General features: G+C 58.4%; 23 protein-coding genes, 4 tRNA genes and 1 pseudogene. 7 read left to right on the top strand and 21 right to left on the bottom strand.

Annotation, left to right across the window (positions count from 1 at the left end):
• Together PMI31_RS31240 and PMI31_RS04805 are read right to left on the bottom strand one after the other, a co-directional pair.
• Positions 1 to 198: hypothetical protein (locus PMI31_RS31240; protein WP_238539268.1), on the bottom strand; the 198-nt coding region annotated here is incomplete at its 3' end.
• 219 nt (positions 199 to 417) lie between these two features.
• Entirely contained in the window at positions 418 to 1,416 is a 999-nt protein-coding gene (locus PMI31_RS04805) for a LysR family transcriptional regulator (protein WP_008016573.1), read from the bottom strand.
• Between the two features lie 89 nt (positions 1,417 to 1,505).
• Here PMI31_RS04805 and PMI31_RS04800 point away from each other — a divergent pair, with 89 nt between their 5' ends.
• The 4 genes from PMI31_RS04800 (at position 1,506) to PMI31_RS04785 (ending at position 5,113) form a co-directional block, all read left to right on the top strand.
• Positions 1,506 to 2,132, top strand: coding sequence for a hypothetical protein (locus PMI31_RS04800; RefSeq protein ID WP_008016572.1), 627 nt, complete (start codon positions 1,506 to 1,508; stop codon positions 2,130 to 2,132).
• A 636-nt stretch (positions 2,133 to 2,768) separates the two neighbouring features.
• Positions 2,769 to 3,992, top strand: a complete 1,224-nt coding sequence (locus tag PMI31_RS04795) for a type II and III secretion system protein family protein (RefSeq protein WP_008016569.1) — start codon at positions 2,769 to 2,771, stop codon at positions 3,990 to 3,992.
• Positions 3,993 to 4,111: 119 nt separating this feature from the next.
• Positions 4,112 to 4,825: a tetratricopeptide repeat protein gene (locus PMI31_RS04790; protein WP_008016567.1), complete on the top strand. Its 714-nt coding sequence runs from the start codon at positions 4,112 to 4,114 to the stop codon at positions 4,823 to 4,825.
• A gap of 18 nt (positions 4,826 to 4,843) precedes the next feature.
• The gene (locus PMI31_RS04785) at positions 4,844 to 5,113 is read left to right on the top strand and encodes a DUF3613 domain-containing protein (protein ID WP_008016566.1); all 270 of its coding nucleotides are present in this window, start codon (positions 4,844 to 4,846) and stop codon (positions 5,111 to 5,113) included.
• A gap of 199 nt (positions 5,114 to 5,312) precedes the next feature.
• On the opposite strand, the gene PMI31_RS04780 is transcribed toward PMI31_RS04785, so the two are convergent.
• The 11 genes from PMI31_RS04780 to PMI31_RS04730 form a co-directional block, all read right to left on the bottom strand.
• Positions 5,313 to 6,278, bottom strand: coding sequence for a type II secretion system F family protein (locus PMI31_RS04780; protein ID WP_008016565.1), 966 nt, complete (start codon positions 6,276 to 6,278; stop codon positions 5,313 to 5,315).
• A gap of 29 nt (positions 6,279 to 6,307) precedes the next feature.
• Positions 6,308 to 7,294 carry a type II secretion system F family protein gene (locus tag PMI31_RS04775; RefSeq protein ID WP_008016564.1) on the bottom strand — a complete coding sequence of 329 codons (987 nt, stop codon included), beginning with the start codon at positions 7,292 to 7,294 and terminating at the stop codon, positions 6,308 to 6,310.
• Complete coding sequence (locus tag PMI31_RS04770; RefSeq protein ID WP_008016562.1) at positions 7,291 to 8,733, bottom strand: CpaF family protein; 1,443 nt, start codon at positions 8,731 to 8,733, stop codon at positions 7,291 to 7,293. The genes PMI31_RS04775 and PMI31_RS04770 overlap by 4 nt, the downstream gene beginning before the upstream one ends.
• A 3-nt stretch (positions 8,734 to 8,736) precedes the next feature.
• Complete coding sequence (locus PMI31_RS04765; protein ID WP_008016561.1) at positions 8,737 to 9,957, bottom strand: AAA family ATPase; 1,221 nt, start codon at positions 9,955 to 9,957, stop codon at positions 8,737 to 8,739.
• Positions 9,951 to 10,445 (bottom strand): TadE/TadG family type IV pilus assembly protein, encoded by a 495-nt coding sequence (locus PMI31_RS04760; RefSeq protein WP_008016559.1) that lies wholly within the window; start codon positions 10,443 to 10,445, stop codon positions 9,951 to 9,953. Before PMI31_RS04760 ends, PMI31_RS04765 begins: the two co-directional genes overlap by 7 nt.
• A complete protein-coding gene (locus PMI31_RS04755) occupies positions 10,445 to 10,930 on the bottom strand; it encodes a TadE/TadG family type IV pilus assembly protein (protein ID WP_008016558.1) in 486 nt (161 codons plus the stop codon). The genes PMI31_RS04760 and PMI31_RS04755 overlap by 1 nt, the downstream gene beginning before the upstream one ends.
• Before the next feature lie 8 nt (positions 10,931 to 10,938).
• Positions 10,939 to 12,273 (bottom strand): TadE/TadG family type IV pilus assembly protein, encoded by a 1,335-nt coding sequence (locus PMI31_RS04750; protein WP_008016557.1) that lies wholly within the window; start codon positions 12,271 to 12,273, stop codon positions 10,939 to 10,941.
• A 75-nt stretch (positions 12,274 to 12,348) separates the two neighbouring features.
• Entirely contained in the window at positions 12,349 to 13,158 is an 810-nt protein-coding gene (gene cpaB, locus PMI31_RS04745; RefSeq protein ID WP_008016556.1) for a Flp pilus assembly protein CpaB, read from the bottom strand.
• Positions 13,159 to 13,173: 15 nt separating this feature from the next.
• Complete coding sequence (locus tag PMI31_RS04740; protein WP_008016555.1) at positions 13,174 to 14,502, bottom strand: hypothetical protein; 1,329 nt, start codon at positions 14,500 to 14,502, stop codon at positions 13,174 to 13,176.
• A gap of 2 nt (positions 14,503 to 14,504) precedes the next feature.
• Positions 14,505 to 15,035, bottom strand: a complete 531-nt coding sequence (locus tag PMI31_RS04735) for an A24 family peptidase (RefSeq protein ID WP_008016554.1) — start codon at positions 15,033 to 15,035, stop codon at positions 14,505 to 14,507.
• Between the two features lie 36 nt (positions 15,036 to 15,071).
• A complete protein-coding gene (locus PMI31_RS04730) occupies positions 15,072 to 15,275 on the bottom strand; it encodes a Flp family type IVb pilin (protein WP_008016553.1) in 204 nt (67 codons plus the stop codon).
• 410 nt (positions 15,276 to 15,685) lie between these two features.
• Here PMI31_RS04730 and PMI31_RS04725 point away from each other — a divergent pair, with 410 nt between their 5' ends.
• Positions 15,686 to 16,555, top strand: a complete 870-nt coding sequence (locus PMI31_RS04725) for a helix-turn-helix transcriptional regulator (protein ID WP_008016552.1) — start codon at positions 15,686 to 15,688, stop codon at positions 16,553 to 16,555.
• A 59-nt stretch (positions 16,556 to 16,614) separates the two neighbouring features.
• Here PMI31_RS04725 and PMI31_RS04720 read toward each other — a convergent pair.
• The 4 genes from PMI31_RS04720 to PMI31_RS04705 all read right to left on the bottom strand — a co-directional run bounded on the left by PMI31_RS04720 (position 16,615) and on the right by PMI31_RS04705 (position 17,027).
• Positions 16,615 to 16,690 (bottom strand) — tRNA-Gly (locus PMI31_RS04720).
• 3 nt (positions 16,691 to 16,693) lie between these two features.
• A tRNA-Glu gene (locus PMI31_RS04715) sits at positions 16,694 to 16,769 on the bottom strand.
• A gap of 104 nt (positions 16,770 to 16,873) precedes the next feature.
• Positions 16,874 to 16,949: transfer RNA gene (locus PMI31_RS04710), tRNA-Gly, on the bottom strand.
• A 2-nt stretch (positions 16,950 to 16,951) separates the two neighbouring features.
• A tRNA-Glu gene (locus tag PMI31_RS04705) sits at positions 16,952 to 17,027 on the bottom strand.
• A gap of 382 nt (positions 17,028 to 17,409) precedes the next feature.
• Here PMI31_RS04705 and PMI31_RS04700 point away from each other — a divergent pair.
• Entirely contained in the window at positions 17,410 to 18,168 is a 759-nt protein-coding gene (locus PMI31_RS04700; protein ID WP_043302209.1) for a hypothetical protein, read from the top strand.
• 375 nt (positions 18,169 to 18,543) lie between these two features.
• Here PMI31_RS04700 and PMI31_RS31780 read toward each other — a convergent pair whose 3' ends face one another.
• From PMI31_RS31780 to PMI31_RS04685, 4 genes and pseudogenes are all read right to left on the bottom strand, one after another.
• Positions 18,544 to 19,407 (bottom strand): methyl-accepting chemotaxis protein, encoded by an 864-nt coding sequence (locus PMI31_RS31780; RefSeq protein WP_443216979.1) that lies wholly within the window; start codon positions 19,405 to 19,407, stop codon positions 18,544 to 18,546.
• Positions 19,405 to 19,629: pseudogene (locus PMI31_RS31775) on the bottom strand (HAMP domain-containing protein); the annotation flags it as partial. The pseudogene PMI31_RS31775 and the gene PMI31_RS31780, both read right to left, overlap by 3 nt.
• Before the next feature lie 987 nt (positions 19,630 to 20,616).
• Positions 20,617 to 22,002, bottom strand: a complete 1,386-nt coding sequence (locus PMI31_RS04690) for an aminotransferase-like domain-containing protein (protein ID WP_008016548.1) — start codon at positions 22,000 to 22,002, stop codon at positions 20,617 to 20,619.
• A 264-nt stretch (positions 22,003 to 22,266) separates the two neighbouring features.
• Entirely contained in the window at positions 22,267 to 23,028 is a 762-nt protein-coding gene (locus PMI31_RS04685; protein ID WP_008003267.1) for an SDR family oxidoreductase, read from the bottom strand.
• Positions 23,029 to 23,264: 236 nt separating this feature from the next.
• Between PMI31_RS04685 and PMI31_RS04680 the strand changes: the two genes are divergently transcribed.
• Positions 23,265 to 24,269 carry an NADP-dependent oxidoreductase gene (locus PMI31_RS04680; protein ID WP_008016547.1) on the top strand — a complete coding sequence of 335 codons (1,005 nt, stop codon included), beginning with the start codon at positions 23,265 to 23,267 and terminating at the stop codon, positions 24,267 to 24,269.
• Positions 24,270 to 24,307: the final 38 nt, after the last annotated feature.

Below are 24,307 nucleotides of genomic sequence, written 5' to 3'. Positions count from 1 at the left end.
AGGGCGGAACCATAAGTGGCCGTTACCGCAGCAATGAATATGTACACCAGGAAGAAAATGGTCGGCCGTAAGGTCGCCATCGCTGGCAAGCCAGCTCCTACAGGGAACGCGTACACCAAAGGGATGGCCGTTACCGCAGAAATGGATATGTACACAACCAATAAAGTACGCCAGCCATGAGGCCGCCATCGCCAGCAAGCCGGCTCCTACAATTTCCCGGGATTGTGCGAAGAACTTTTTTTGTCTGTCCCTGTAGGAACTGGCTTGCCAGCGCAGGCGTCCTTCATATCGATACAAGACTCAATGGCGCCTTCGCCGGCAAGCCGGCTCCTACTGGAAGCGTGTGTCAGCAATAAATTGCCGGGGGCTTATCGAATTCGGGTGGAAAGGTGTAAACCTGTTTCGACACTAGACACTTCAAAACAAGCCGTCACTTTCCGGCAGTTCATACTCCGATGGGGACCAATTCGGACCGTTGGACCTGCCTGGCTTGCCCAGCGTCGGCTCCTTCTCCAGACACTCCACCAGGTAATCAATCAACACCCGAAGCTTGGGAGGCAGATACCGGGTTGGCGAATGCAGCAACCAGGCGCCGCCGTGATAGGACGCCAGAAAGGTCCAGTCCGGCAGCACTTGCACCATCAACCCCTTCTCCAAGGCATGCCGCGCTGTGAAATACGGCAGGCTGCCAATCCCGATGTGCTGCAGCACCGCGCCATAACGTACGCCGGTGTGATTGGCGGCGTACCGCCCACGCACACCGACCGTGACCGATTTGTTGCCCTTCTTGAATTTCCAGCGCGCATCGCTCGGGGTTTCGCCCAAGTAAATGCAACTGTGGTTGAGCAAGTCATGGGGATGAGTCGGCGTACCGTGCTCGGCCAGATACTGCGGTGTGGCGCAGAGCAAGTGATCGATCGTCAGCAACTGCCGCCCCACCAGCCCCGCAGGCGGCCGGTCGGTGATGCGAATCGCCAGGTCGACGTGATCGTCGATCAGATCGACCTGGCGGTCCTCAAGCAACATCTCCACATCCACTTTGGGATAACGGCGCAAAAACTCCGGCATATGCGGGTGAATCACGATCCGGCCCACCGCTTTCGGCACGCTGATACGCACCAGCCCCTCGGGTTCATCGGTGAACTGACCACTGATTTCCATCACTGACCGGGCGGCATTGACCATATCCTGGCAGCGCTTGAACACCTCCTCGCCACCGTCACTCAAGCGCAGCTTGCGCGTGGTTCGTTGCAGCAACCGGGTCGCGAGCGCCTTCTCCAGACGCGAAATGCTACGGCTGACCGCCGAAGGCGAAGTACCCAACTGGCGAGCGGCCTCGGAGAAACTGCCCATCTCGACAACCTTGACGAAAATCGCCATCTCACCCAGCAGCGGCAGCGGAAGATTTATGCTCACAGCGCAACAGTCCTTTGATGTTTGCCCGGATTATCACGCATTTACCGGCTTTCTATAATAAAAACAGATATTCAATACGAGCCTGGAATATGACGCTGCGCCTTTTTTTCCATAGTGATGAGCTCAAGGCCAACGTGGAAGTCCTGGAATGCATCCCCCACGAAAACGAGTTTGCCGTGGTCTTGCGAGCAACCCTGTTCCACCCTCAAGGCGGCGGACAGCCTTGCGACGCTGGCTGGATCGGCGAAAGCCAGGTGCTGCACGTGGTCCAGGATGCCGAGCGGATCATTCACTTTGTCGACCGCCCCGTAGAAACCGGCATGATTCAAATCCGCGTCGACGAACAACGCCGGTTGTTCAACACGCGCATGCATTCGGCCGGGCACTTGATCGGGCACTTTGTACAAGCCATGGGCTGGATGCCGATCAAGGCGCATCACTGGCCTGGTGAAGGCCGTGTGCAATTCAAACCGGGTAACTCGGCGCAGGACGTCGAGGCCCAGACCATTGAGCATGGCATCGGGCAGTGGATCGACCACGACCTGCCGCGCCTGACCTCACTGCGCGAAGGCGTCCGGGAAATCGGCTTCGGTGAACTGCCCGCCTACGGTTGCGGCGGCACCCACGTACGTAGCCTGAAAGAATTGGGCGCGGTCACGATCAACACCCTTTCACAAAAGAAAGGCACGCTGTCGGTCCACTACCACGTGGACTGAACACAGGGCGTTCGTGAGACGCCTAATTTTATCGATGCAAGCATTGCCTGGAACGCAAAAGGCCCGCTCAGTCAGACTGGCGGGCCTTTTTTTGCTTCAACGCAACCGGTCAACATCAGGCAACCGCACTGCGCTGCGACCCTGCCCGCCCGCCTGTCTCCAGCCTTTTCACCAACGGTTTTCTTTTAAATCATGGCACTTTGGTTTGATTGAACTACCTTCAAACAATAAGAAGTCATGACGGCCCGAATTTCCACGTCAGCTTCAGTGATCAGATAGCGGATTGGCAAAAGGAGTTACCTCACCATGGTCCTGGCAGGCGTTTTCCGGCTCTGTACCTTCATGGCCGATTACTTTCCGGGGGAAGCAGGTCAGCGGACAGTACCACCCATGCGCGCGAGTATCGCTCCGACAGGCAGTCCAGGTAACCGGATCACTAAAAACCGTTTCAGCCAAGGTCGCTCGCTGTCCCGCCAGATCAGCGAATTGCGCCCGCTCGTGTGTCGCACGCAAGGAATAACGCCAAGGCCGTGGATAAGTGGTCTGGCGCATTGGGGGGGATAGCCCGATCCCCGTGAAGTGATCCGAGACAACTCAGTCCGCCTAAAGACGGTCTATCCAGTGAGGATGTACTTAATGAACCTTCGTACCGTGCCCGCTTTCAAGCGAATTTTCCATGGCCTGTTCTGGGTGGGCCTCAGCGTGGATGCGGCTCAGGCCGCTCCGGCCAATTGTCCGCAACTGGAGAATTGGCCGACAACGTACGAGGTCGGCCAGGGGCTGCAGAGTGAACTGCGCAGCCCCGTTCCGGTAACGCAACTGGCGGTGGGTGACCCGAAAGTTGCCGACGTGCAGCCCAGCGGCAGCAACGCTTTCATACTCACGGGCATTGCGCCGGGGACCACCAGCCTGATGGTCTGGACCGCCTGTTCGAAAACGCCGCGCCAAAGCATGGTGTTCGTCAAGGGTAAAGCCACGTCGGCGCTGACCAGCGTGCCGTCGGTGCCTTCCGACGACCCGCTGCTACCGAGCCAGGTGCAGACCGATATCCGCTTCGTTGAAGTCAGCCGAACCAAGCTCAAGGAAGCCTCCGCCTCGATTTTCGGCATCCGCGGCAACTTCCTGTTCGGCTCGCCGAGGACCTTGCCCACCATCGGCGGCATTGTCACGCCGGTGCTACCGGTGAACAACAACAACTTCAACCTCACTTTTGCTACCGGCAATACACTGGTGGCACTCAACGCGCTGGAAGGCAGTGGTTTCGCCTACACCCTGGCGCGGCCAAGCCTGGTAGCGCTCAGCGGGCAGAGCGCGAGCTTCCTGGCCGGCGGTGAAATACCGATTCCGGTGCCCAGTTCAGGCAGCGATAGCGTGTCCATCGAGTACAAGGAGTTCGGTATCCGCCTGACCCTGACGCCGACCATCGTCGGGAAAAACCGTATCGCGCTGAAGGTGGCACCGGAAGTCAGTGAACTGGACTTCACCAACGCCGTGAGCATCGCCGGCACGGTAGTCCCGGCCCTGACCGTGCGCCGTACCGATACCAGCATCTCCCTGGCCGACGGCGAAAGCTTCGTCATCAGCGGCCTGATCAGTACCCACAACGATTCCAATGTGAACAAGTTTCCGGGGCTGGGCGATATCCCGGTTCTGGGCGCGTTTTTCCGTGACAACACCATCAACCGTGAAGAGCGCGAACTGCTGATGATCGTTACCCCGCATCTGGTCCAGCCACTGGCGGCCAATGCACAACTGCCGTCATTGCCTGGCGAGCAGCTGCGCAATTACGACCCGAATTTCTACCGCATGTTCTTCCTGGAAAATGGCGACTTCGACAATCTCAGCGGGCTCTCGCAATGAACCGAAGCCTGAACCGGACTTGCCTCGCCCTCACTCCTGACGGTGACCTTGAACGCTTGCCAGGCCAGCTGTATTGCCATTGGCCAGGCGTTCAATCTGTTGTAGCCAGAGGCCCTTCGATGAAAGCAGTCATTGCAATAGCGGCGACATTAATGCTCGCAGGTTGTGCCAGCAATGGCATGTCTTCGCGGCCGGCCAGTTGTGCCAAGCCCGGTTCGGAGCAAGAACTGGCCCTTAACCTGGCCGACAACATGACCGAAGAAGGCCGTTTGTATGCCAGCCTGGCGAATCTGGAAGGATTGCCAGATAACCTGGTCCAGGTTCGCCTGCGCAAGGCTCGGGTGCTGCGCTTGATGGGGCATAGCGGCGACGCGCAGCCGTTATACGAAAGCTTGCTCGGCACCTGTCTGGCGGCTGAAGGGGAACATGGCCTGGGCCAGTTGGCCGCCGCCAGGAATGATAACGCCAGCGCTGCCAATCACCTTGAGCGTGCGGTAAAGATGGCCCCCACTGACGACAGGATGCGCAATGACCTGGGGGTCGTCTACCTCAATCAGCGACGGATCCCTGAAGCACGCTTTGAGTTCATGACCGCCATGGAACTCAAGCAGGCCAACACACTGGCGGCACTCAATATGGTGACGCTGCTGATCTACCAGGATAACTGGAAAGCGGCCGCCGAACTCGTGACCCGCGCCGACTTGAGCCCCAAGCAAGTCGTAGAGGCTCAAAACCGTGCGGAAAAACTCAAGGCCTCCGCTAAAAAAGTGGTGGCTGCCGAGGGGAATCGCAAGACTGAGGTAGCCGATGCCTCTTCCAGTGCGAACAAGTAGAACGTACGAGGAGTCGAGATGAATACCAAAAGGCTGTTGATCGTGTGCATGACTTGCCTGTCCACCACTGCCTGGGCCATTGAGCCGGGCCCCTCTTCGCCGTATCAAAAAGGCACCGAACAGTGGTTGCAGTTGCAGATTCGCGGTGTGGTTGCCTCCACTAAACTACAAACCGCTTCGGCCACCGAACGTGACCTGGCCATGCAGCGCTGGCTGAATAGCTTCAACTACCCTATTCCGCAATATTTTGACCAGGATACCGCGGGACAAATGACCATCGGCAACTGAGGCATGGCGATGGGTGATCAGTCTCTGGCGTAGTCCAGAGAGGCCTGGCTGAAAAGCCGGGCTCAATCACGTGTGCAGGAAAATACAGTCCAGGTATTAAAAGGTGGAGCAAGCGATTGGAGTGAATGCACTCCGTTCGCCAGCTCCACCTCGTTCTTATGCAGTACAGCCACCCTGTCCGATAGCAAACGACTCCTGCTCACTTACCGAATGTTCTGAGCACGCCGATCAGGGAAGGGCCGATGGCGACCAGGAAGAAGCTCGGCCACAGGCAGAAAATCAGCGGGAATATCAGCTTGGTACCGATTTTCGCCCCCGCCTCTTCGGCAGCCTGCGTACGCCGGTCACGGAATTCATCAGCATAGATGCGCAGAGTGTCGGCCACGCTGGTGCCGAAGCGGATACTTTGCGCCAGTAGACTGACCAATCCTTGAATGTCCTCCAGCCCGGTGCGCACGGCCAATTGCTTGAGCGCCTCGGTGCTGGAAATGCCTGCACGGATTTGCGCATTGACCAGGGCCAGTTCTTCAGCCAGTTCAACCTGACTGACCGACATCTCTTCAGCCACCCGTTCAATGGTCGTGGGCAGGGCCAAGCCCGACTCCACACAGACCACCATCAGATCCAGTGCATCCGGAAACGCGGCACGCAGCCGACCTTGTAGCATTTGCTTGCGCTTGCCGACATACAGCGCTGGCACCAGCCATCCAACACCAGCCACTACGGCCACCAACAGCAGCCCCATGTTCAGCGAAACCCTGGGAATCATCGGCAATAGCAACAACGCAATGCCGACCAACACCAGCGGTAACAGCAAGCGCACCGCCCAGTACATCTGCACCGCCGAAGAGGAACGGTACCCCGCATGCGTCAACAACGTCTGGGTGGCAGACGCCTGAGTCGATTCGGCCGAGGCAAAACGCTGGCCGACCCGCTCCAGCAACAGTTGCAGGTTACCTGGAGCTTCCTGTCCGGTAGTGTTGCCTAAATGACCACGCTTGATCAGCGCCAGACGGCGCTGCACCGGGTCCTGAAGCCCCTGCATCAGCAAGATCACGGCGACGACCGCAAGCACCGTACTGAAACCGATCGCACCGAGGAACAACAGGCGCGCCATCTCCTCGTTCCCCGTGACCCGACTGAACAACCCGAGCAAAAAGTCCATGACCTGTACCTCCCGGTAGCGAATACCGCTTAAACCTGAATCCGGATAATTTTGCGTATCCAGAGAATCCCGATCAACATGGCGCAGAAAGCCCCGATGATCAGCTTGTGTCCTAGAGGATCATTGAGCAGTACAGGCAGGTACTTGGGGCTTGTAACCAGGATCGCGATCGCCAGCACGAAGGGAATGGCCACCAGTATCCAGGCCGACATCCGCCCTTCGGCCGACAAGGTCTTGACCTTGCGCTGAAAGCGAAATCGCCCGCGGATCAGGCGACTCAGACGCTCCAGCACCTCGGTCAGATTGCCGCCGGTCTCACGATGAATGAGGATCGAGGTCACCATCATCATCACCGTCATGCTGGGCATTCTCTCCAGCAGGCCGAGCATGGCCCGACGTACATCGTTGCCATAGTTGATATCGGCGAAGGTCAGGCCAAACTCATGAGCGACCGCCCCCTTGTGCTCCTCGGCCACCAGGCGCAGGGTTTCGTTGAAGGGGTGCCCGGCGCGCAGAGCGCGGCACATGGCATCCAGCGCATCCGGCAGGCCTTCCTCGAACTCAGCAAAACGCTTGCCACGGTCGTAAGAGATTTTCAGTATGGGTAACCAGAAAATCGCGAAACCCGCCACCAGCGCCATCCACCAGACTGACGAGACCATCCAGATCAAGATACCCGTCGAGCCCCCCAACACCAGCCCGAGTAGCAATACCCGGTAGGCCCGGTATTCGTGCCCGGACTGCTCAATCATTTGCGTCAATGCCTCCATAAGGGGCAGCTGCTCAAGCCTGGCCTCCAATGGCGACAAACGCGTCAGGTATTTCTGTCGCAACACGGTCTGCATGTTGGGCTGATTGTTGGCTTTCTCCAGTACATGCAAGCGACCACGAATGCGCTTGCGCATCTTGCCAGCCTCGCCAAACACCGGCACCGCCACGCTTTGGGACAGGAGGAAGACGGCGATAAACACCATGCCGAGAAACATCAGAATGAATTCACCGGGAATCTGGTTCATGACTGCCGCGCCTCCATCCACTCAGGCCTGAACATCGTCAGCGGCAACTCGATACCGCGCTTGGCCAGCACATCACGGAAGGCGGGAATCATGCCGCTGGGCCGATACTCACCGAGTACTTCGCCGTTTTCGCCCACGCCATGGCGCGCGAAGGAGAAGATTTCGGTCATGGTGATGATCTCGCCTTCCATGCCGTTGATTTCCTGCACGCTGACCAGGCGGCGCTTGCCGTCTTCCTGGCGTTCCAGCTGGATGACCACATCGATGGCCGATGCGATCTGCTGACGCATGGCCTTGATCGGGAAGGTCGCCCCGGTCATCGACACCATGTTCTCAATCCGCCCCAACGCATCGCGCGCGGTGTTGGCGTGGATCGTGGTCAACGAGCCGTCGTGGCCGGTGTTCATCGCCGTCAACATGTCCAGCGCCTCGACGCCGCGCACTTCGCCGATCACGATACGGTCAGGACGCATCCGCAGGCTGTTGCGCACCAACTCCCGCTGGCTCACTTCGCCGCGCCCCTCGATATTCGAAGGCCGGGTTTCCAGGCGCACCACGTGGGGTTGCTGCAGTTGCAGTTCAGCCGAGTCTTCGATGGTGACGATCCGCTCGTTGTGCGGGATGAAACTGGACAGCACATTGAGCATGGTGGTCTTGCCGCTGCCGGTACCGCCGGAAATCAGCACGTTCAAGCGCCCACGGACAATCGCCTTGAGCAGCAGGGCAATGGCCGGGGTCAACGTCCCCACCTGGATCAGACTTTCGGTGTTGAGCAGGTCCACCGCAAAGCGCCGGATCGATATGCTCGGGCCGTCGATGGCCAGCGGCGGAATAATCGCGTTGACCCGCGAACCGTCCTTGAGCCGGGCATCCACCAAGGGCGAGGACTCGTCGATACGCCGACCCAGGCTGGAGACGATGCGGTCGATGATGTTCAGCAAATGCTGGTCGTCGCGAAAGCGCACATCGGTGCGTTGCAGTTTGCCAAAGCGCTCGACATAGACCGAGGCAAAGCCGTTCACCAGAATGTCGGACACGCTGTGATCGGCCAGCAACGGTTCCAGTGGGCCAAGGCCGAGCACCTCGTCGGTGATCTGCTTGATGATCAACTGGCGGCTGGACGTACTCACCGGTGCCGAATGCTCATCGAGCAGGCGCTGGCAAATATCGCGAATCTGCCGCGTGGCCTCAGCCTGTTCAAGGGAGTCCAGCAAGGACAGGTCCATGACCTTGAGCAACTGCTGGTAGATCTTTTCTCGCCACTCGGCTTCCACCGGTGTGACCTGACTTTTGGTTTCGTAAAGAATGTCCGGCGTTGCGCGTTCCCACGCCATTATTTCCTCTGCCGGATCAGGCAGGTCGTCACCCGGCTGGTTAGCCGACGACGGGGCGGGTTTACCGGACTGTTTGCGCAAGCGGTTACGAAAGTCGCTGATCATGGGTCACCCCCCGAAAAAACGGTTGAAGGCGCGTTTGAACACGCCTTTTTTTCCAGCCATCTGGTTGCCGAGCAGGTCATCGGCCACGTTGCGCAGGGCAACGGTGATCGCCGCCTTCGGCGCATGCAGACCCAACGGCACGCCCGTGTTCTGACTCTGGCTGACCAGGTTGAAGTCGTTGGGTAATTTCGCCAGGTTCGTGCAGCGCAGCGCCTCGCCGATATCCTTGAGGCTGACCGCTGCCGTCTTGTCATAGCGGTTGACCACTATCTGCAACTGATCCCCACGCACGCCCAGGTCTTCGCGAAGAATCCGCACCAGGGAGCTGGCATCGCGCAGATGGCTGACGCTCTGCTGCACCACCACGTACACCCGATCCACCTGCTCCAGTACGGAGCCGGTGAGGTGGTCGATTTGCCGTGGCAGATCGATCACTACCCAGTCATAGCTGGCGCGGGCCAACTGCATCAGGGTGTCAAGTTGCTCGGGTTGGGCATCCTGTGGCAGACACAGCTCACCGGCCCGGCCACCCAGCACATGCAAAGTCGGGCTGAAGTGGCTGCAAAAACCCCGTAGCGCGACACTGTCCATGCCGTCGATCTGATGCAACACCTCAAGATGGCTGTGGGTTTGCGCCACATCCAGGTAATGCGTCACGCTGCCAAATTGCAGGTCCATGTCCAGCAACAGGGTACTGCCACCCTTCATGCTGAGCTGCTGAGCCAGGTTGCAGGCCAGCATGGTGCCGCCGGATCCGCCCTTGGCGCTGATCACAGCGAGCAATTTCCCTTCTGTCCCGCTGCCGGTCCGAACCTCCATGACCAGCCGATTCAAGGCAGCGACCAGTTCTGTCTCGGCGACGGGCTCCGGCAGCACGTCACGGGCGCCGGCCTGCATCGCCAGGCGCATGCCCTCCTGTTCGCTCAACAGTCCGCACACCAACATCGGCGGACGCTCATGGGCCGGGCGCTGCAACAGTGCCGACAGTTCCTCGCGCCACAGGTGGCTGACGCGCAACAGCAACAGATCGGGCATCCGGTCCAGACCGTAGAGCGGGTCGACGTGCCCATTGCTCACCAGGCGCGTGCTCACCTCCAGGCTGGGCATGCGTTGGCAGACGCTCTGCAGGTCGCGCAATGACGTGGCATCTCGGCTGCTGATCAGCAACCTGAGCCCGGCTTTTCCGGTCGAACTGGAGAGTGGAGTGTCCTTGGTATTCAGCATGGCGTGATCTCCCCGGAATCGGAATGACGCCCTAGGCTTTCGCGCGGCAAGGTTGCCCTGAATGGAGGCAGGGTAATGCGCACGCCGAACCCGGGAATGAACAGATTGAAAACGAAGTTTTGCAGACTCAACCGGACATAGCGGATGGCACGAAAACCGTTGGCGCTGACCAGGTCAGCGGGGTTGGCCACCTGAGCGCCATTTACATCCAGATAGGTCAGCGTCAGGTTGGTGGTGGCCAGATTGCCGATCAACTGGCTCGTACCTGCGTCGGTCGCGGCATTGAAGATGGCCCGCCGCAGAACCACCGGATCGCTGATATTGCACACCGCCGCCAAGCGCGTACCACGGCGCACGGCTTCATCCAGCGCATTGACCGTAAAGTACAGGCGGCCCATTTCCACTACGCCGAACAACAGTGTGAACACCAGCAGACCAACGATGGCGAACTCCACCGTATAGGTGCCGCGCATGTGTTTGCGATTCATCACAGTGCCCTCATCACGGTAGTGGCAACCAGCGGAATGCTCAGTGCAATCCGATTACCAAAAAAACCGGGAAGCGCTCCGGCGCAAAGGCTGGCGCCAATCACCGGGCAGAACGTGTAAGTGATGGTGACCCGCACATGGTCAGTGCCCACTGGGGCGACGACCACGTCGCCAGTCTTCAACTTTGACAACACCTCAGTATTAGGCCCGGTGTCGACAGGCACGCCAAACACCGCAACGTTTTTCGTCTCGGTCTGCAGCGTAGTGGTCAGAACGACCTTGCCAAGGGTCGAGTTCCAAGCCTTGCTGGCTACAAAACGGTCGGCATCGCGGCTGGCCTGCAGCAGTAAGTTGTACTGATAGAGCATGCGGCCGAACTCACCGAAGGCCAGCAACAGCAACAGCAACAACGGCAGGACGAGGGTGAATTCCACAATGGCCAGGCCTTGCTGGCGCTGCCGATATTTAAATCCGTGACGTCTCATGACGCCTCCTACGAGTCAGTGCTCGGAGTGCCACTGCCGTTGAGATAGGTTTTGTAGAGCTGAATGATCTGCGGACCGGAGTCGGTTGACGGTGTAGGACCGGGCACGTTGTCGCCTTCGCACTCCTTCACGAACTGTCCGTAGATCGACGCATCTCCGTTAGTGGCTGGCTGAATCACGAAAAAGCAGCCAAAACCAAGAACTGGAATCGAACTGGCTCCATCATTTTTCCCGGAACAGTCACCAATCACGACTTTCAGAATTCGCCGTTCGGACGCGCCATTGGACTGACAATCAGTGCCCGAGCCAGCGACACAGGCAGCAAAGCTAGCAAGCCAGTCGTTATAATCGAGCAACGGCTTGCCGCCAGCGTAGAGATTGCCGTTGCTCGCGGTGACTGGCTGGCCACCGGACTCCACCTGCGGCGGGTTCTTACCATGCGCTTTCTCGGTCATCAACGGCGTGCTGTAGCTAATCACCAGATCCGGCGGATAGGTGCTGGCGCTACCCTTGAGGGGACCGGAGTAATCGCCGAAGCGAGTATTCAAGCCTTGAACAGCAGGGCCAGCCGTATTGCCAGGCTTGGTTAGAACATGGTCCCCTACATTCCGGCATTCCGAGATTTCTCCGGCCAAGTCATCCCTGACCGTGTTGCCGCCCGAACCAAAATCGAGCAACTGAAAGTTTCCTGGTCCAATTAAGTCTTTTTCGTTTTTGGCGGCCTTCAATACCTGCAAATTACCGAAGTTGAAGCCGAACGGGCTGCTCTTGGTCGCGTCGCCACAGACCATCAAAGGTGTAAGATCACAGGGGCTTGCAGGGCTGGGGCCTGCAGTGGCAATCGCCGATACCGCTTTGTCCCCCAAGCCGCCAGAGCCGAATGTCTGGACAAAGCTCCAGAAAAATTTTGTCAGGCTATAGTTCGGTACCGATACCCGAACGTATTTGGCATCCGCCGGTCCGGGATAGCCGAACGGGCCATAAACGCTGCTTGCCAACTCCACTTTCGCGAATGTTTCTTCGTTGCCACCTATAGCCGTTGCCAATTCGCTATTACCCGTGGCAATGGCATTTTGCCTCAGCGTATTAAGCGCGGCAGTACGCGTCGTGCTGGCGCTGTCGATACCACCCGTCACCTGACTCAGGGTTTTGGCGCCACTGAGGGCGGCGGCGTCCACCGCATTCTGCAGGCGCGTTTTGTTCAGCATCATATGCCCACCGTCCAAAGCCAACGCCGCCATCATGGCCATCGCCGCCAATGCGAACACCATCAATACACTCACCGATCCTTCCTGGCGCCTTGGCGTCGAAGTGAACGGCCGCTGAATACGAAGATTCATCATCAAGCCCTCGATTGCCGATACTGATCCGGATCGGCTCCGCCAATACCTGGGTGCCAAGGCGCCCCTACCGCTCTGTCAACGCATGTTCACTACACTGGCCTCGACTCCACGGATAATGGTGACGGCTCTGACACCCTCTCCATTGCCACGTGGCACCACGCGTTTTCGCTCTGTGGCGGTAGCCACCGCCATGACCGGTGCGGCAGGCGCAACGGTCGTGATTTTTTTCTCGGCGTTCAGCGGGTTGCGCAAGGTCAATTGCAATTTCCCTTCCGATTGCGCCGTGACCAGTGTTTCAGCCTCGGCGGTCGTCATCTCCAGCGTCACTGCACGCACCACCACCGGCTGGGTTTTGTCGGTACCGGCAGTCTGGTCCACCGCCAACACCCGCAAATTCTCGAGGATGGTCTTGGACTCGGCGTTATTGCCGGCACTATCCGTGCGTTTGGTCGCCAGTACATCGACCCGGTTACCCGGCAACAGGAATCCGCCCACGCCGACCACATCGTCCACCCGTACCGAAATGGCGCGTTTGTCTGGCGCAATCAAAGAGGCCAGGGTGCTGCCACCCAAGTGCTCGCTCAGACGTGCGCCTCGCACAATGTCGCCGCGCAGAATGTCGAACGTTGCGATCTTGCCCACGGCTTTTTCGCTGGTATCGAAGGCATCGTTCGGGATCGTATCCATGGGCATGCGTACGGTCGTGACCTGCTGGGGCTCGACCTTCTGCCCGAAAGGAATCTCTACCGTGGCGACCACCACGCTTCGCAGGTGGTCATCCGGGCTGGCATTGAGCCGCGCGCTCAGCCAGGAGTCGGCCATCCATGCAGCCCCTAGGCCCATGGCCAGGGAAACGCCTATCAGGGTAAGCGTACGAGAGCTCATGTCAGTATCTCCGTATCAAAGAAAGTCGAGCTGGACGAAGTAGTTGTGCCAGGCCCATTCCAACTCTTTCGGTGACAGTGGTCCGGAACCGCCGATATAACGCTGGCGATCGAGCGCCATGCTCAGGAGATCGCGGGGATGGCAGGGCACCAGGGGCATGCCTTCACTTGCATATAGCCTTTGCAGCACATAACGCACCAGCAGCGGGTCAAAGGAAATGCCCAGACGCTCGCTTTCCTGACGCCAGATCTTTTCGTACTGCTCAGGCTTCAGGTAACCGAACTGCAGCTTGTAGCCAATCCGGCGCAGGAAGGCCTCATCGGCCAGTTCCAGGGGATTGAGGTTGGTGGAAAACACCAGAATCAGATCGAACGGCAGCTCGCAATGCCGACCGCCGCCCAGGTTGATGAAATCGCGTTTCTCTTCCATCGGGACGATCCAGCGATTGAACAGCTCGGCGGGTGCCATGCGCTGGCGCCCCATGTCGTCGATGATGAACAGGCCATTGCTGGCCTTAAGCTGCAGGGCAGCCTGGTATTGACGGGTGAAGGGGTCATAACGAACGTCCAGCTGTTCCATGCTCAACTCTCCGCCCGTGATGACGATCGGGCGTTTGCAGCGCAGCAGTCGACGATCAATCCCTTCGTTGAGCATCAGATTGTTCTGCTGAGTGTTGTCATCGAGCCGCTGATGCACCTGCGGGTCATAGATCTCGATCACTGACTCGTTGATGACGATGGCATGGGGGACCCAAATGGCCTCGGCGAACAGACGGATCAACCGACTGCTGACATAGGTCTTTCCGGTACCCGCGGGGCCATAAATCATGATTGCGCGCCCGGAGTTCATCGCCACACCCAACTGATCGAGCATCTCCTCCGTGAGCACTACGCCAGCCAGGGCATTGCGCATATCGTTGGCGTTGATGCGACCATGGTGAATGGTCTGTAGCTTGATCAGGGACCGGTAGGTACTCACCGGGAACGGTGCCGCACCGATATAGCCACTGCGCGACAGAGCATCGCGGGCGGCACTGCGGCCACGTTCGGTCAGGCCATAACGCAGCATTTGCCCGCCGGTTTGACTCGCCTGGCCCAGCACTTCGACACGGCCATCCTTGCGCAAAAACGCCAGGACCTCTTCAAGTACCGCGCCGGTCAGCGCCAGGCGGTCCACCAACCGCGACATGTCCAGCACACCGGCATCAAACAAATGCTTGCACACCAACTCGCCGAGAAAACTGTCGGTCAGGCCAGTTTCGCGGACAGTGCAGGGCTGAGGAGCCAGGCGTTGCACCGCGTTCCGATCGCTGGGGTAGGCATCACTATCGACGATGACGTGCATGTCTAACCTCCCAATCCACCGGCAACAAGTTGCCAGTAGACGCTGGTCAAAGTGCCTATCAAGATTGCAATCGTATAAGGGAAAGGCTTGCCGGCTACTTCATCTGAAGTCGGCGCCAGATAAGCTTGCGCCCTCAGAATCAGCCAATAGCGTCCCAAGGTCTGACGCAGTTGACCGCGAACCAGCACGATCAGAAAACCGCACACGCCACCGGCTATCAGGCTGAACAAGGCAGCCCACAATGCAAAATGAAACGGTAAAAAACTGCCGACCATGGCCATTAATTTGACGTCGCCGGCAGCCATGCCACCCGATACGTACATGGGCAGAAACACCCCAAAACAGATCAGGATGCCCAGCAGGCTGTCACCCAATCCGCTGATACCACCTGAATAGGTCTGACCGGCCAATCCCAGGGCAAGGCCCAACAGGACCAGCGCGTTGGGGATACGGTGGCGAAGCAGATCGCTTACCACCGCCACGCCAAGCAGTCCTAGCAGTACAACTGTCGATACCTGCAATTCCATGGACATGGCGCGTATCCCCACTGTGATTTGCACTTATCCCGCTTATGCTGCTGCGGTGCAGGTGCCATCTTTGACCGCGTTGCACAGTTTTGTGATCCTGTCGAGCACCTCGTCGCCCAAAAGACCGAACATAGTGGCAACAGCAACCGTAATCATCCCACCTGCCACCGCATACTCCACAATGGTCAAGCCATCTTCGTCTTTGATGAACTTCACTACCGATGCCTTGATTGTTTGCATGATCATTTTGCCCACCTCACTCGAATGTTGTTTTTTCTGAGGCAGTACTTTCTGCGCTGCCTGATGCAACCCTAGTCAGGGTGCAGGCATTGGCGTTAGGAAGATTTTGCACATCGTTAGGACTTTTTTGCGGGGCGGCCAAATACGGAGCATTGGCCTTTGCAGAAGTAACGAGGGGGGGCAAACAAGGCATTGAAACGCAAAGGCAATTGTCATTGATTCACAAGCGACAGGCGGTTCAACCCGGGTTTGTCGAAGACACACCAACAAACACTCGCCCGGGGCTGCCTTGCAGGAATCCCATAGAGCGAATAGAACTAAAAACCGTCTTTCCTATCAGGATTAAATCTGCAAAGTGATGGCACCTTGGCAATACTCCTTAGCGAGAGAGTCACCAAGAACCCCAGAGTAGAGACATGACGTCCAATTTGACCAAAAGGCCATCGCTCCTGTGGTTCGATCTGACTCATGATCGGTCCACGAAAGAACTCGTCGTGCAGTTCGAGGACACCTGTGACTGCAATCTGGCGAAAAACTCCGTGCTGCCCATCAGAGAACAGGCAGACATGTTCTGCATCCACTTTGATCGCCCCGACACGCAAGGTTTGAGGTTTTTGCTGGAGATCAAACGCACCACCCCCAGCATCCCGATCACCATGTTCACCGTGCAGCACTCGGAGGAACTGGCGGTATGGGCCATGCGTTCCAGCGTCTGGGAATACATGGTGCTCCCGCTCTCGAGCAGCGAGAAGAAGCGTTACCTGACGGCGGTGGTGCAGCTCTGCGAGTTGCGCCGAAATGCCAGCGGCCAGGGCAAGTCATCGCAGATCGACCACTCCCCGACCCTGCCGGACAGCATCCGGCGGACCTCAGGACACCAAAAACACCAAGCGCTGAGCAATGTCATGCTGTACATCGAGCAGCACTTTCGAGACAGCATCGATCAGAGGGAACTGGCGCAGCGCTGCGGCATGACGACATTTCGCTTCAGCCGCCTGTTCAAGGAAGCCAATGGGCTTGGCTTCACGGATTACATCTTGAACAAGCGCATGAACTTCGCCAAAGAACTGCTCGACAACAGCCAGATGCCGATTACCAGTATCGGCTATGAGGCTGGCTTCAGGGACCCTTCCTACTTCGCTCGTGCCTTCAAGCAGTTCGCCAACTGCACGCCCAGCGAATACCGCCTGGCACGTCAACTCAAAGCGGCTGCAGCTACGCAACCGGTGCAGGATGAAAAAACCATTGAAGTGCTCGAAAGCCTGATACAAAGCCTCAGCGGATGAGGCTGGTTTTTTACGCGCAAACGAAAACGCCGCTCAGTGAGCGGCGTTTTCGTTAAATATGGAGCGGGAAACGAGACTCGAACTCGCGACCCCGACCTTGGCAAGGTCGTGCTCTACCAACTGAGCTATTCCCGCAAATGGCGTCCCCTAGGGGACTCGAACCCCTGTTACCGCCGTGAAAGGGCGGTGTCCTAGGCCACTAGACGAAGGGGACACGCTGCCCGGAACACATGGTGTGTGTTTCGGTGCCCAGATCCGCATCCGAAGACTTGGTTCTGGTTTCACTCAGCCCTGCCCGAAAGCAACGCTGTTTAAAATTGGAGCGGGAAACGAGACTCGAACTCGCGACCCCGACCTTGGCAAGGTCGTGCTCTACCAACTGAGCTATTCCCGCATTGGCGTCCCCTAGGGGACTCGAACCCCTGTTACCGCCGTGAAAGGGCGGTGTCCTAGGCCACTAGACGAAGGGGACACACTACAACATTCACTCCCTGCCGCGTTTCGCTGTGTGCTTTACGCTGCAAGTGGCGCGCATTCTATGGATGGATTGAGAGGTCGTCAACCCCCTGATATAAATTTATTTAAATCAATGACTTCGCCCTGCTTTGGGGGCTGTTGAGGTTTTTCCGCTGCCCGGCGTTTGACGCCTATATTCTGGCACCCGCCAAGACGTTATAGTCCACCAGTGATGGCAATCTGTATATCGCGTGCCACCATTTATAGAAGCGGGGCTGCGGCCGATATAAGCGCAGGCATGTCCGATCCAACCCGTCATGCGGGCCTGGGCGCTCAAATGCCAGGTCACTAAACTCGCATGCGTACCCTAAAAAGAGGTCTTACCGGTGACGCCACTCATGATCACCCTGCTCGTTGTAGCCGGGATCGCACTGTTGATCGCCATTGGTTACATCAACCATGTGGTGGAAAACAACAAGCTGGAAAAGGCCCGTACCAAGATTGAGCTCAACGATCGGTTGCGACGCTGCGGAGAGATCACCGAGACGTTCCCCGGCCAGCTGATGACCCCGGCACTCAAGCTGTTGTTGGCCCGCCTGGAACTGAACGTCTGCCAGCGCCTGCTTAATCTGGAAAAATCCAGCGCCAACCTCAAGGCGCGGATCGCCGAACTGGAAACCCTTGTCGGCCAGGGTGAATCCATCCCGGTCAACAATCCACCGGCACCGATCCAGACCGAAGCCAAGGCCAAGGATGTACGCTTCCTGCTCGAAGCCCTGCACGGCCAAATCACCCGCGCGGCACAGGACGGCTTCCTGGCCCCCAACGAGGCCAAACGCTGGATCCGTGAAGTGCGCCACATCCTCGTGCTGCTGCACATCGAGTTCTTCAACAACCTCGGCCAGCATTCCCTGCAACAGAACCAGCCCGGGCAGGCTCGTCTGGCATTCGAGCGTGGCGTGCAATACCTGCGCAAACAACAGGAACCACAGGTCTACGCCGAGCAACTGGAATACCTGGAAAAACTCCTGGCCCGCGCCAATGACCAGGTCATGGATCGCACTGCGCCGGTCGAAGGTGAGGTCAACCAGTTGACCGAAGGCCTCAAAGACGTCGAGGCCGACGCGGACTGGAAAAAGAAAGTGATCTACGACTGATCAGCGAAAACCACTGTAGGAGCAGCCGGTCGACGCTCGAATGCTCGCGATGGACTCCAGAACGCCGCGTTCAGCCAGTAAACACGCGTTATCTTTTGCGACCATCGCGAGCATGCTCGCTCCTACAGGAAGCTTTAATCGAGAGGTGGCTTTTTTATTGCGCAATGGTTTGGAGGTCACTTCATTTTCGACTCAGACGCGGTCTCGTGTAGGAGCTGGCTTGCCAGCGATGGTCGTTAACGATAACGCGTATGAACTGAATAAACGCGGCGCACTTGAGTCTATCGCCAGCAAGCCGGCTCCTACAGGTATTGCGTTATCTGTGTTTCCCTGGATTGTGTGATGAACCTTTTTTTGGTCTGGCCGATGATCATTTCAAAGCCTGAAATGCCCCACCATCCCCTTCAGCTCAACCCCCAGTTGCGCCAACTCGATACTGGATGCGGCATTGCCCTGCATCGCCAGCGATGACTGATCGGCACTGGCGCGAATACTGGTGACACTGCGGTTGATCTCTTCGGCCACCGAGCTCTGCTCCTCGGCTGCCGCGGCGATCTGCTGGTTCATCTGCTGGATCAACGACACCGCTGCCGCAATACTTCCCAGCGCACTCTCTGTCTGCAAGGCATCGCTGACTGCCAGCTTCACCAACTCGCCACTGCTCTGGATCTGCTGCACCGACGACTGCGCCGCCGAGCGCAAAGCGCTGACCAGGAGTTCGATTTCCTCGGTCGATTGCTGGGTTCGCCGGGCCAGTGCACGTACTTCATCGGCCACCACGGCAAAACCCCTGCCCTGCTCGCCAGCCCGGGCCGCCTCGATCGCCGCGTTCAATGCCAACAGATTGGTCTGCTCGGCCACGCTTTTGATCACACTCAAAACCGTGCCGATGTTCTGGATTTCCGCACTCAGGCTTTCGATGCTCGAACTGGCCGAAGAGGCCGAATCCGCCAACTGCTCGATCCGCACCATGCTCTGGCGCACCACCTGCTGACCGCTTTCAACCTTGCCGTCAGCCGTTTGCGCGGCTAACGCCGCTTCTTCGGCATTGCGTGCGACATCATGCACCGTGGCCGTCATCTGATTCATCGCGGTGGCGACCTGTTCGGTTTCCTCCTTCTGCGTACTGACTTCGAGGTTGGTCTGTTCAGTCACCGCCGACAGCGATTGGGCAGAAGTCGCCAACTGCTCGATACCCGACTGCAAGCCGCTGACGATATGACTGAGCCCCGCGCCCATTTGCTGCATTGCCTGCATCAACTGACCGATTTCGTCACGGCGGGTCACGTCAATGGTCGCACTCAAATCCCCTGAGGCAATCTGCTGCGCCACATGAATCACGCTGCGCAGCGGTGCCACGATCAACCGGGTGATGAACCACGCGGCAACCAGCCCGACCAGCAAGGCCAATGCGGAAGAGCCGATGATCAGCAGCGAGTTCTTTTTCAGTTCAGCCTGCATCGCCAGGTCTTCGGCGACATAAGCCTGATCCACCCGCTCGACCACTTGGGCTGCGCGCTGGTGCAATTGTTGATAGACGGTTTTTTCCTGTTCCAGCAGACCGGTGTACTCGGCAAGCTTGTCACTGAAACCGGCGATATGACCCGTCACCTCGTTGAGGACGGTCTGGTAACCCTCATCCTTGACCGTGGTTTTGAGCTGTTCGGCCTGGGCCAAGGCCTGGCTGGCCTGTTCGATCTTGCCCTGCCCGGCGCTGTCGTCGCCTTTGCGGCTTTGATCCAGACGCACGCGCGCTTCATTCATGGCTTGCAGCATCAAGCGTGAAACCTGGCTGACCTGACTGGCCTGCTCGATGAATTGCGCCCCGTCCTTGCCTTCGGAATCTTTCAGCGTATAGGCACCGTCATCGGCGAGCCCGGATTGCAAAACATCAAGATTGTTGGCCACGCTGGACACCGACCAACTGGCCATTTCCAGCGCCAGGTCCTTGGCCTGGGTGAGCGAGACAAACTCGTCGAAGGCCTTGCGATAGGCCCCCAAAGACTGTTCGAAGTCATTCATCACCGGCACGTTGGCCGCAGACGCGGCCTTGAGCTGGCCGGCCAGGGCGATCAGGCCATCGACACCCTCGTGCAGGGCATCGACGGTTTTCGGATTGCCGTGCAAGGCGTATTCCTGCTCCAGTAACCGCACCTTGAGCAAACCGCTGTTAAGCGATGACATTTGCTTGAGCCCGTCGAAGCGCTGGCTGATGGTTTGCAGGGACCAAACGCCAATGCCCGCCACCAGCGCAGTCAACAACAGCACCAGGACAAACCCGACACCCAGTTTTTTTGCCATACCGAGGTTGGCAAAACGTCCTTGCACGGCCGAAATCATTGCACTTAGTCCCCTGCCAAAGTCTGTAGACGCAGATTCGCAACGGGCCAGTAGCAACACAAGGCTCTGGCGCCGGAATAATGGCAAAAAGCTACGCCAACGTCGTTTTCAGAACGCTTGAGGTCGATCCCGAGCAGTGGCCTGAAGGAACGCACGGGCACGTGGGTCGCAGGCGTATGCCACATTGATCCGCTGCCAGTCACTGGCCTCACCCAAGGGATTGAAGGCGCTCTTCGACGACAGCAGTACACCCAGACGCCGTGCCTGGGTCTGCACCTGATCGTAGTCGGACATTCGTGATCGCGCCCAGATGAACAGGCCTCCCGCCGGTTTGCCGAAAACCTCCCATTCGGCATCTTCAAGCAACTGCAACGCGGCCAGCCGGTCGCTGTTCAAGCGTTGGCGCTGACGCTGCACCAGTTTGCCGTAGGCACCGTTGGCCAACAGGCACGCCAGCACCGACTCGCAAAATCGTGAGGCGCCCATACCGGTGGTCATCTTGACCTCGGCCAGACGCGTAATGGCCTCGGAACCGGCCACCACAAAACCGACCCGCAAGGAACTGCTGAGGGTCTTGGAATAGCTGCCCACGTAGATCACGTTGTCGTCCAGCGCAGCCAGCCGCATACCGGAACCGCTGTGCAAATCCGCATAAACGTCGTCTTCGACCACCTGCACGCCAAAGGTCCTGGCCAACTGCAACACGCGGCGCGCCACCGAGGGTGCAAGGCTGCTGCCAGTCGGGTTGTGATAAAAGCTATTGATGAGCAGCCCTTGAGGCCGGTGTTTGACCAGCACCGATTCGAGCACGTCCACGTCCGGCCCGCGCGGTGTTCGCGGCACATCGACCATGTGGATGCCGTGCAGCCTGAGCAGATCGAACAGCACCGGATAACCGGGACTCTCCACGACCACACAGTCACCGGCCTTGAACAGTGTTCGCACAATCAGGTCGAGTCCCTGGCTGGCACCCGCCGTGGTCATGATCCGGTCGTCCTGCACCCGGATGTCCAGTTGCCTGAGGCGCTTGCGTATCTGCTGTCGCAAGGCTGGCAAACCCAGCGGCGAGCTGTAGTTGAACAGGCTGGCCGTATCGGCACGACTGATTTGCCGAATCGCATAAATCAGATCGTCGGTCTCGCGCCAGCTTTCAGGCAGCCCGCCACACCCCAGCCTCAACGCACTCGAACATACCCCGTGTTCGGGCTCAGCCCCCTCGAACCACGCAGGCTCGTGCCTTGCACCCATGGCCAATGCCGGGTCGGCAACCGTATAGCCGGCCCCATGACCTGACACCAGCATCCCCTGCGCCACCAGACGCTCGCAGGCCTGAGCGACGCTTACCTGACTGAGCAAATTGATTCGCGCAATCTGTCGCACCGAAGGCAGGCGCGTACCGGGCGTTATCCCGCTGGAATGAAGCCAGCAAGTCAGCGCATCGACAATTTGCTGTACGACAGGTACCAGCGCCTGTCGGTCGATTCTCAATTCCATGAGCAATCAAACTCCTGTTGGTTTTGCGAGAAGCAGTTAATCACAGGAGTGTTCGAGGGCCTGTGCGACAACGCCGCCAAAACCATTCGATCTCATTATTCGAAACACATTGCCTGGCCCTTTAGCAGAACCAAAAAACCTGTGGGAGCGAGCCCGCTCGCGAATGCGGTGCAGCAGCCAACGTTAATGTTGACTGACACTCCCTCTTCGCGAGCAGGCTCGCTCCCACAGGTTGCAGCTTTTTCTCAGTCGGGATGCATGGGTTCAGAACGCGGTAACGCCACCATCCACCGCCAATGAGTGCCCCGTGGTGAATGCCGCGCCATCGCTGCACAGGTACAGTACCGCGCTGGCGATCTCTTCGACCTTGCCGATGCGACCGACCGGATGCATGGCGTTGGCGAACTCGCCTTTTTTCGGATCGGCTTCATAGGCTCGACGGAACATATCCGTGTCGATCACCGCCGGACACACTGCGTTGACCCGGATCTTTTTCTTGGCGTACTCAATGGCCGCCGATTTGGTCAGGCCGATCACCGCATGTTTAGAGGCGGCGTAGATGCTCATTTTCGGCGCTGCCCCAAGGCCGGCCACCGATGCCGTATTGACGATCGCGCCTCCCCCTTGCGCCAGCAGCAGCGGCAATTGGTATTTCATGCACAGCCAGACGCCTTTGACGTTGACGCCCATGATCGCGTCGAACTCGTCGAGCGTACCCTCGGCCAGCTTGCCTTTCTCGATTTCGATGCCGGCATTGTTGAAGGCATAGTCAAGGCGACCGTAAGTATTGATCACCTCATCCATCAGATTTTTTACATCGCTTTCCAGGGTAACGTTGCAGCGCACGAAGGTTGCTTCGCCACCGGCCGTACGAATCAGCGCCACCGTGCCCTCGCCGCCCGCCGTGTCCATATCGGCCACCACTACTTTCAGGCCCTCGGCAGCAAATGCCTGGGCGGTCGCGCGGCCAATACCGGCCGCCCCACCCGTCACCACGACCACCTGGCCGGAAAACGTCATGCTCATTGTTATGTCCTCGAAGAGAAGAAAGCGGGGAATCGCGCATGACCAGTCTAGCCATGGAGGTCTTGAACACGGCAGCACTATCAAGACTCCGTTTGGGCGCCCATGAGTTGCAGTGATGGAACTGCTGTACCAACTATCACTGCACTGGATCAACGTGCATTCGCCGCATCAGCCGAACTTGCGGCATTGGCACTGACCGGCTATCAACAAAGCTTCATTCATCCTGAGTGCCTGCCATGACCTCCCAGACCAATCGCCAATTCCTGCTCGCCAAACGTCCGGTCGGCGCGGCGACCCGCGAGACATTCACTTACCAGGAGGTGTCGGTCGGCGAACCGGCGGCGGGTCAGATCCTGGTCAAAAACGAATACCTGTCCCTGGATCCGGCCATGCGTGGCTGGATGAATGAGGGCAAGTCCTACATCCCGCCAGTCGGGCTTGGCGAAGTCATGCGCGCATTGGGTGTAGGCAAAGTCATAGCGTCGAACAACCCTGGCTTTGCAGTCGGGGATTACGTCAATGGCGCCATCGGCGTGCAGGATTACTTCCTCGGCGAGCCACGGGGCTTCTACAAGGTCGATCCGAAACTGGCACCACTGCCACGTTACTTGTCTGCACTGGGCATGACCGGGATGACGGCGTACTTCGCCCTGCTCGACGTCGGCGCGCCGAAGTCCGGTGACACCGTGGTGCTGTCGGGCGCGGCCGGCGCCGTGGGCAGCATTGCCGGGCAGATCGCCAAGATCAAAGGGTGCCGGGTGGTTGGGATCGCCGGCGGCGCGGACAAGTGCAAGTTCCTGATCGATGAACTGGGTTTCGATGGTGCTATCGACTATAAGAGTGAAGACGTCCTCGCCGGTCTCAAGCGCGAGTGCCCGAAAGGCGTCGACGTGTATTTCGATAACGTGGGTGGCGACATCCTCGACGCGGTGTTGAGCCGGCTGAACATGAAGGCGCGGGTAGTGATTTGCGGTGCCATCAGTCAGTACAACAACAAGGAAGCGGTCAAGGGGCCGGCCAATTACCTGTCGCTGCTGGTCAACCGCGCGCGTATGGAAGGTTTTGTGGTGATGGACTACGCCGCCCAATACGCCAGTGCCGCACAGGAAATGGCCGGCTGGATGGCCAAGGGGCAGCTCAAGAGCAAGGAAGACATCGTCGAAGGACTGGAAACTTTCCCGGAAACGCTGATGAAATTGTTCAGCGGGGAGAATTTCGGCAAGCTGGTGTTGAAGGTTTGACGCAGCCTTTGTAGGAGCTGGCTTGCCAGCGATGCAGG

The organism is Pseudomonas sp. GM55, assembly GCF_000282395.1.
GTDB classification, from domain to species: domain Bacteria; phylum Pseudomonadota; class Gammaproteobacteria; order Pseudomonadales; family Pseudomonadaceae; genus Aquipseudomonas; species Aquipseudomonas fluorescens_CC.
This window is presented reverse-complemented; position numbering and strand designations above follow the sequence as displayed.

Excerpts from the sequence above, each read along its gene's own strand:
- PMI31_RS04725 (WP_008016552.1), top strand. The coding sequence starts at position 15,686 with ATGACGTCCAATTTGACCAAAAGGCCATCGCTCCTGTGGTTCGATCTG.
- PMI31_RS04735 (WP_008016554.1), bottom strand. The coding sequence starts at position 15,035 with ATGTCCATGGAATTGCAGGTATCGACAGTTGTACTGCTAGGACTGCTT.
- PMI31_RS04770 (WP_008016562.1), bottom strand. The coding sequence starts at position 8,733 with ATGATCAGCGACTTTCGTAACCGCTTGCGCAAACAGTCCGGTAAACCC.
- PMI31_RS31780 (WP_443216979.1), bottom strand. The coding sequence starts at position 19,407 with ATGGGCGCGGGGCTCAGTCATATCGTCAGCGGCTTGCAGTCGGGTATC.
- PMI31_RS04685 (WP_008003267.1), bottom strand. The coding sequence starts at position 23,028 with ATGAGCATGACGTTTTCCGGCCAGGTGGTCGTGGTGACGGGTGGGGCG.
- PMI31_RS04730 (WP_008016553.1), bottom strand. The coding sequence starts at position 15,275 with ATGATCATGCAAACAATCAAGGCATCGGTAGTGAAGTTCATCAAAGAC.
- cpaB (WP_008016556.1), bottom strand. The coding sequence starts at position 13,158 with ATGAGCTCTCGTACGCTTACCCTGATAGGCGTTTCCCTGGCCATGGGC.
- PMI31_RS04755 (WP_008016558.1), bottom strand. The coding sequence starts at position 10,930 with ATGAGACGTCACGGATTTAAATATCGGCAGCGCCAGCAAGGCCTGGCC.
- PMI31_RS04760 (WP_008016559.1), bottom strand. The coding sequence starts at position 10,445 with ATGAATCGCAAACACATGCGCGGCACCTATACGGTGGAGTTCGCCATC.
- PMI31_RS04785 (WP_008016566.1), top strand. The coding sequence starts at position 4,844 with ATGAATACCAAAAGGCTGTTGATCGTGTGCATGACTTGCCTGTCCACC.
- PMI31_RS04795 (WP_008016569.1), top strand. The coding sequence starts at position 2,769 with ATGAACCTTCGTACCGTGCCCGCTTTCAAGCGAATTTTCCATGGCCTG.
- PMI31_RS04740 (WP_008016555.1), bottom strand. The coding sequence starts at position 14,502 with ATGCACGTCATCGTCGATAGTGATGCCTACCCCAGCGATCGGAACGCG.
- PMI31_RS04765 (WP_008016561.1), bottom strand. The coding sequence starts at position 9,957 with ATGCTGAATACCAAGGACACTCCACTCTCCAGTTCGACCGGAAAAGCC.
- PMI31_RS04750 (WP_008016557.1), bottom strand. The coding sequence starts at position 12,273 with ATGATGAATCTTCGTATTCAGCGGCCGTTCACTTCGACGCCAAGGCGC.
- PMI31_RS04780 (WP_008016565.1), bottom strand. The coding sequence starts at position 6,278 with ATGGACTTTTTGCTCGGGTTGTTCAGTCGGGTCACGGGGAACGAGGAG.
- PMI31_RS04680 (WP_008016547.1), top strand. The coding sequence starts at position 23,265 with ATGACCTCCCAGACCAATCGCCAATTCCTGCTCGCCAAACGTCCGGTC.
- PMI31_RS04775 (WP_008016564.1), bottom strand. The coding sequence starts at position 7,294 with ATGAACCAGATTCCCGGTGAATTCATTCTGATGTTTCTCGGCATGGTG.
- PMI31_RS04700 (WP_043302209.1), top strand. The coding sequence starts at position 17,410 with ATGATCACCCTGCTCGTTGTAGCCGGGATCGCACTGTTGATCGCCATT.
- PMI31_RS04790 (WP_008016567.1), top strand. The coding sequence starts at position 4,112 with ATGAAAGCAGTCATTGCAATAGCGGCGACATTAATGCTCGCAGGTTGT.
- PMI31_RS04800 (WP_008016572.1), top strand. The coding sequence starts at position 1,506 with ATGACGCTGCGCCTTTTTTTCCATAGTGATGAGCTCAAGGCCAACGTG.
- PMI31_RS04690 (WP_008016548.1), bottom strand. The coding sequence starts at position 22,002 with ATGGAATTGAGAATCGACCGACAGGCGCTGGTACCTGTCGTACAGCAA.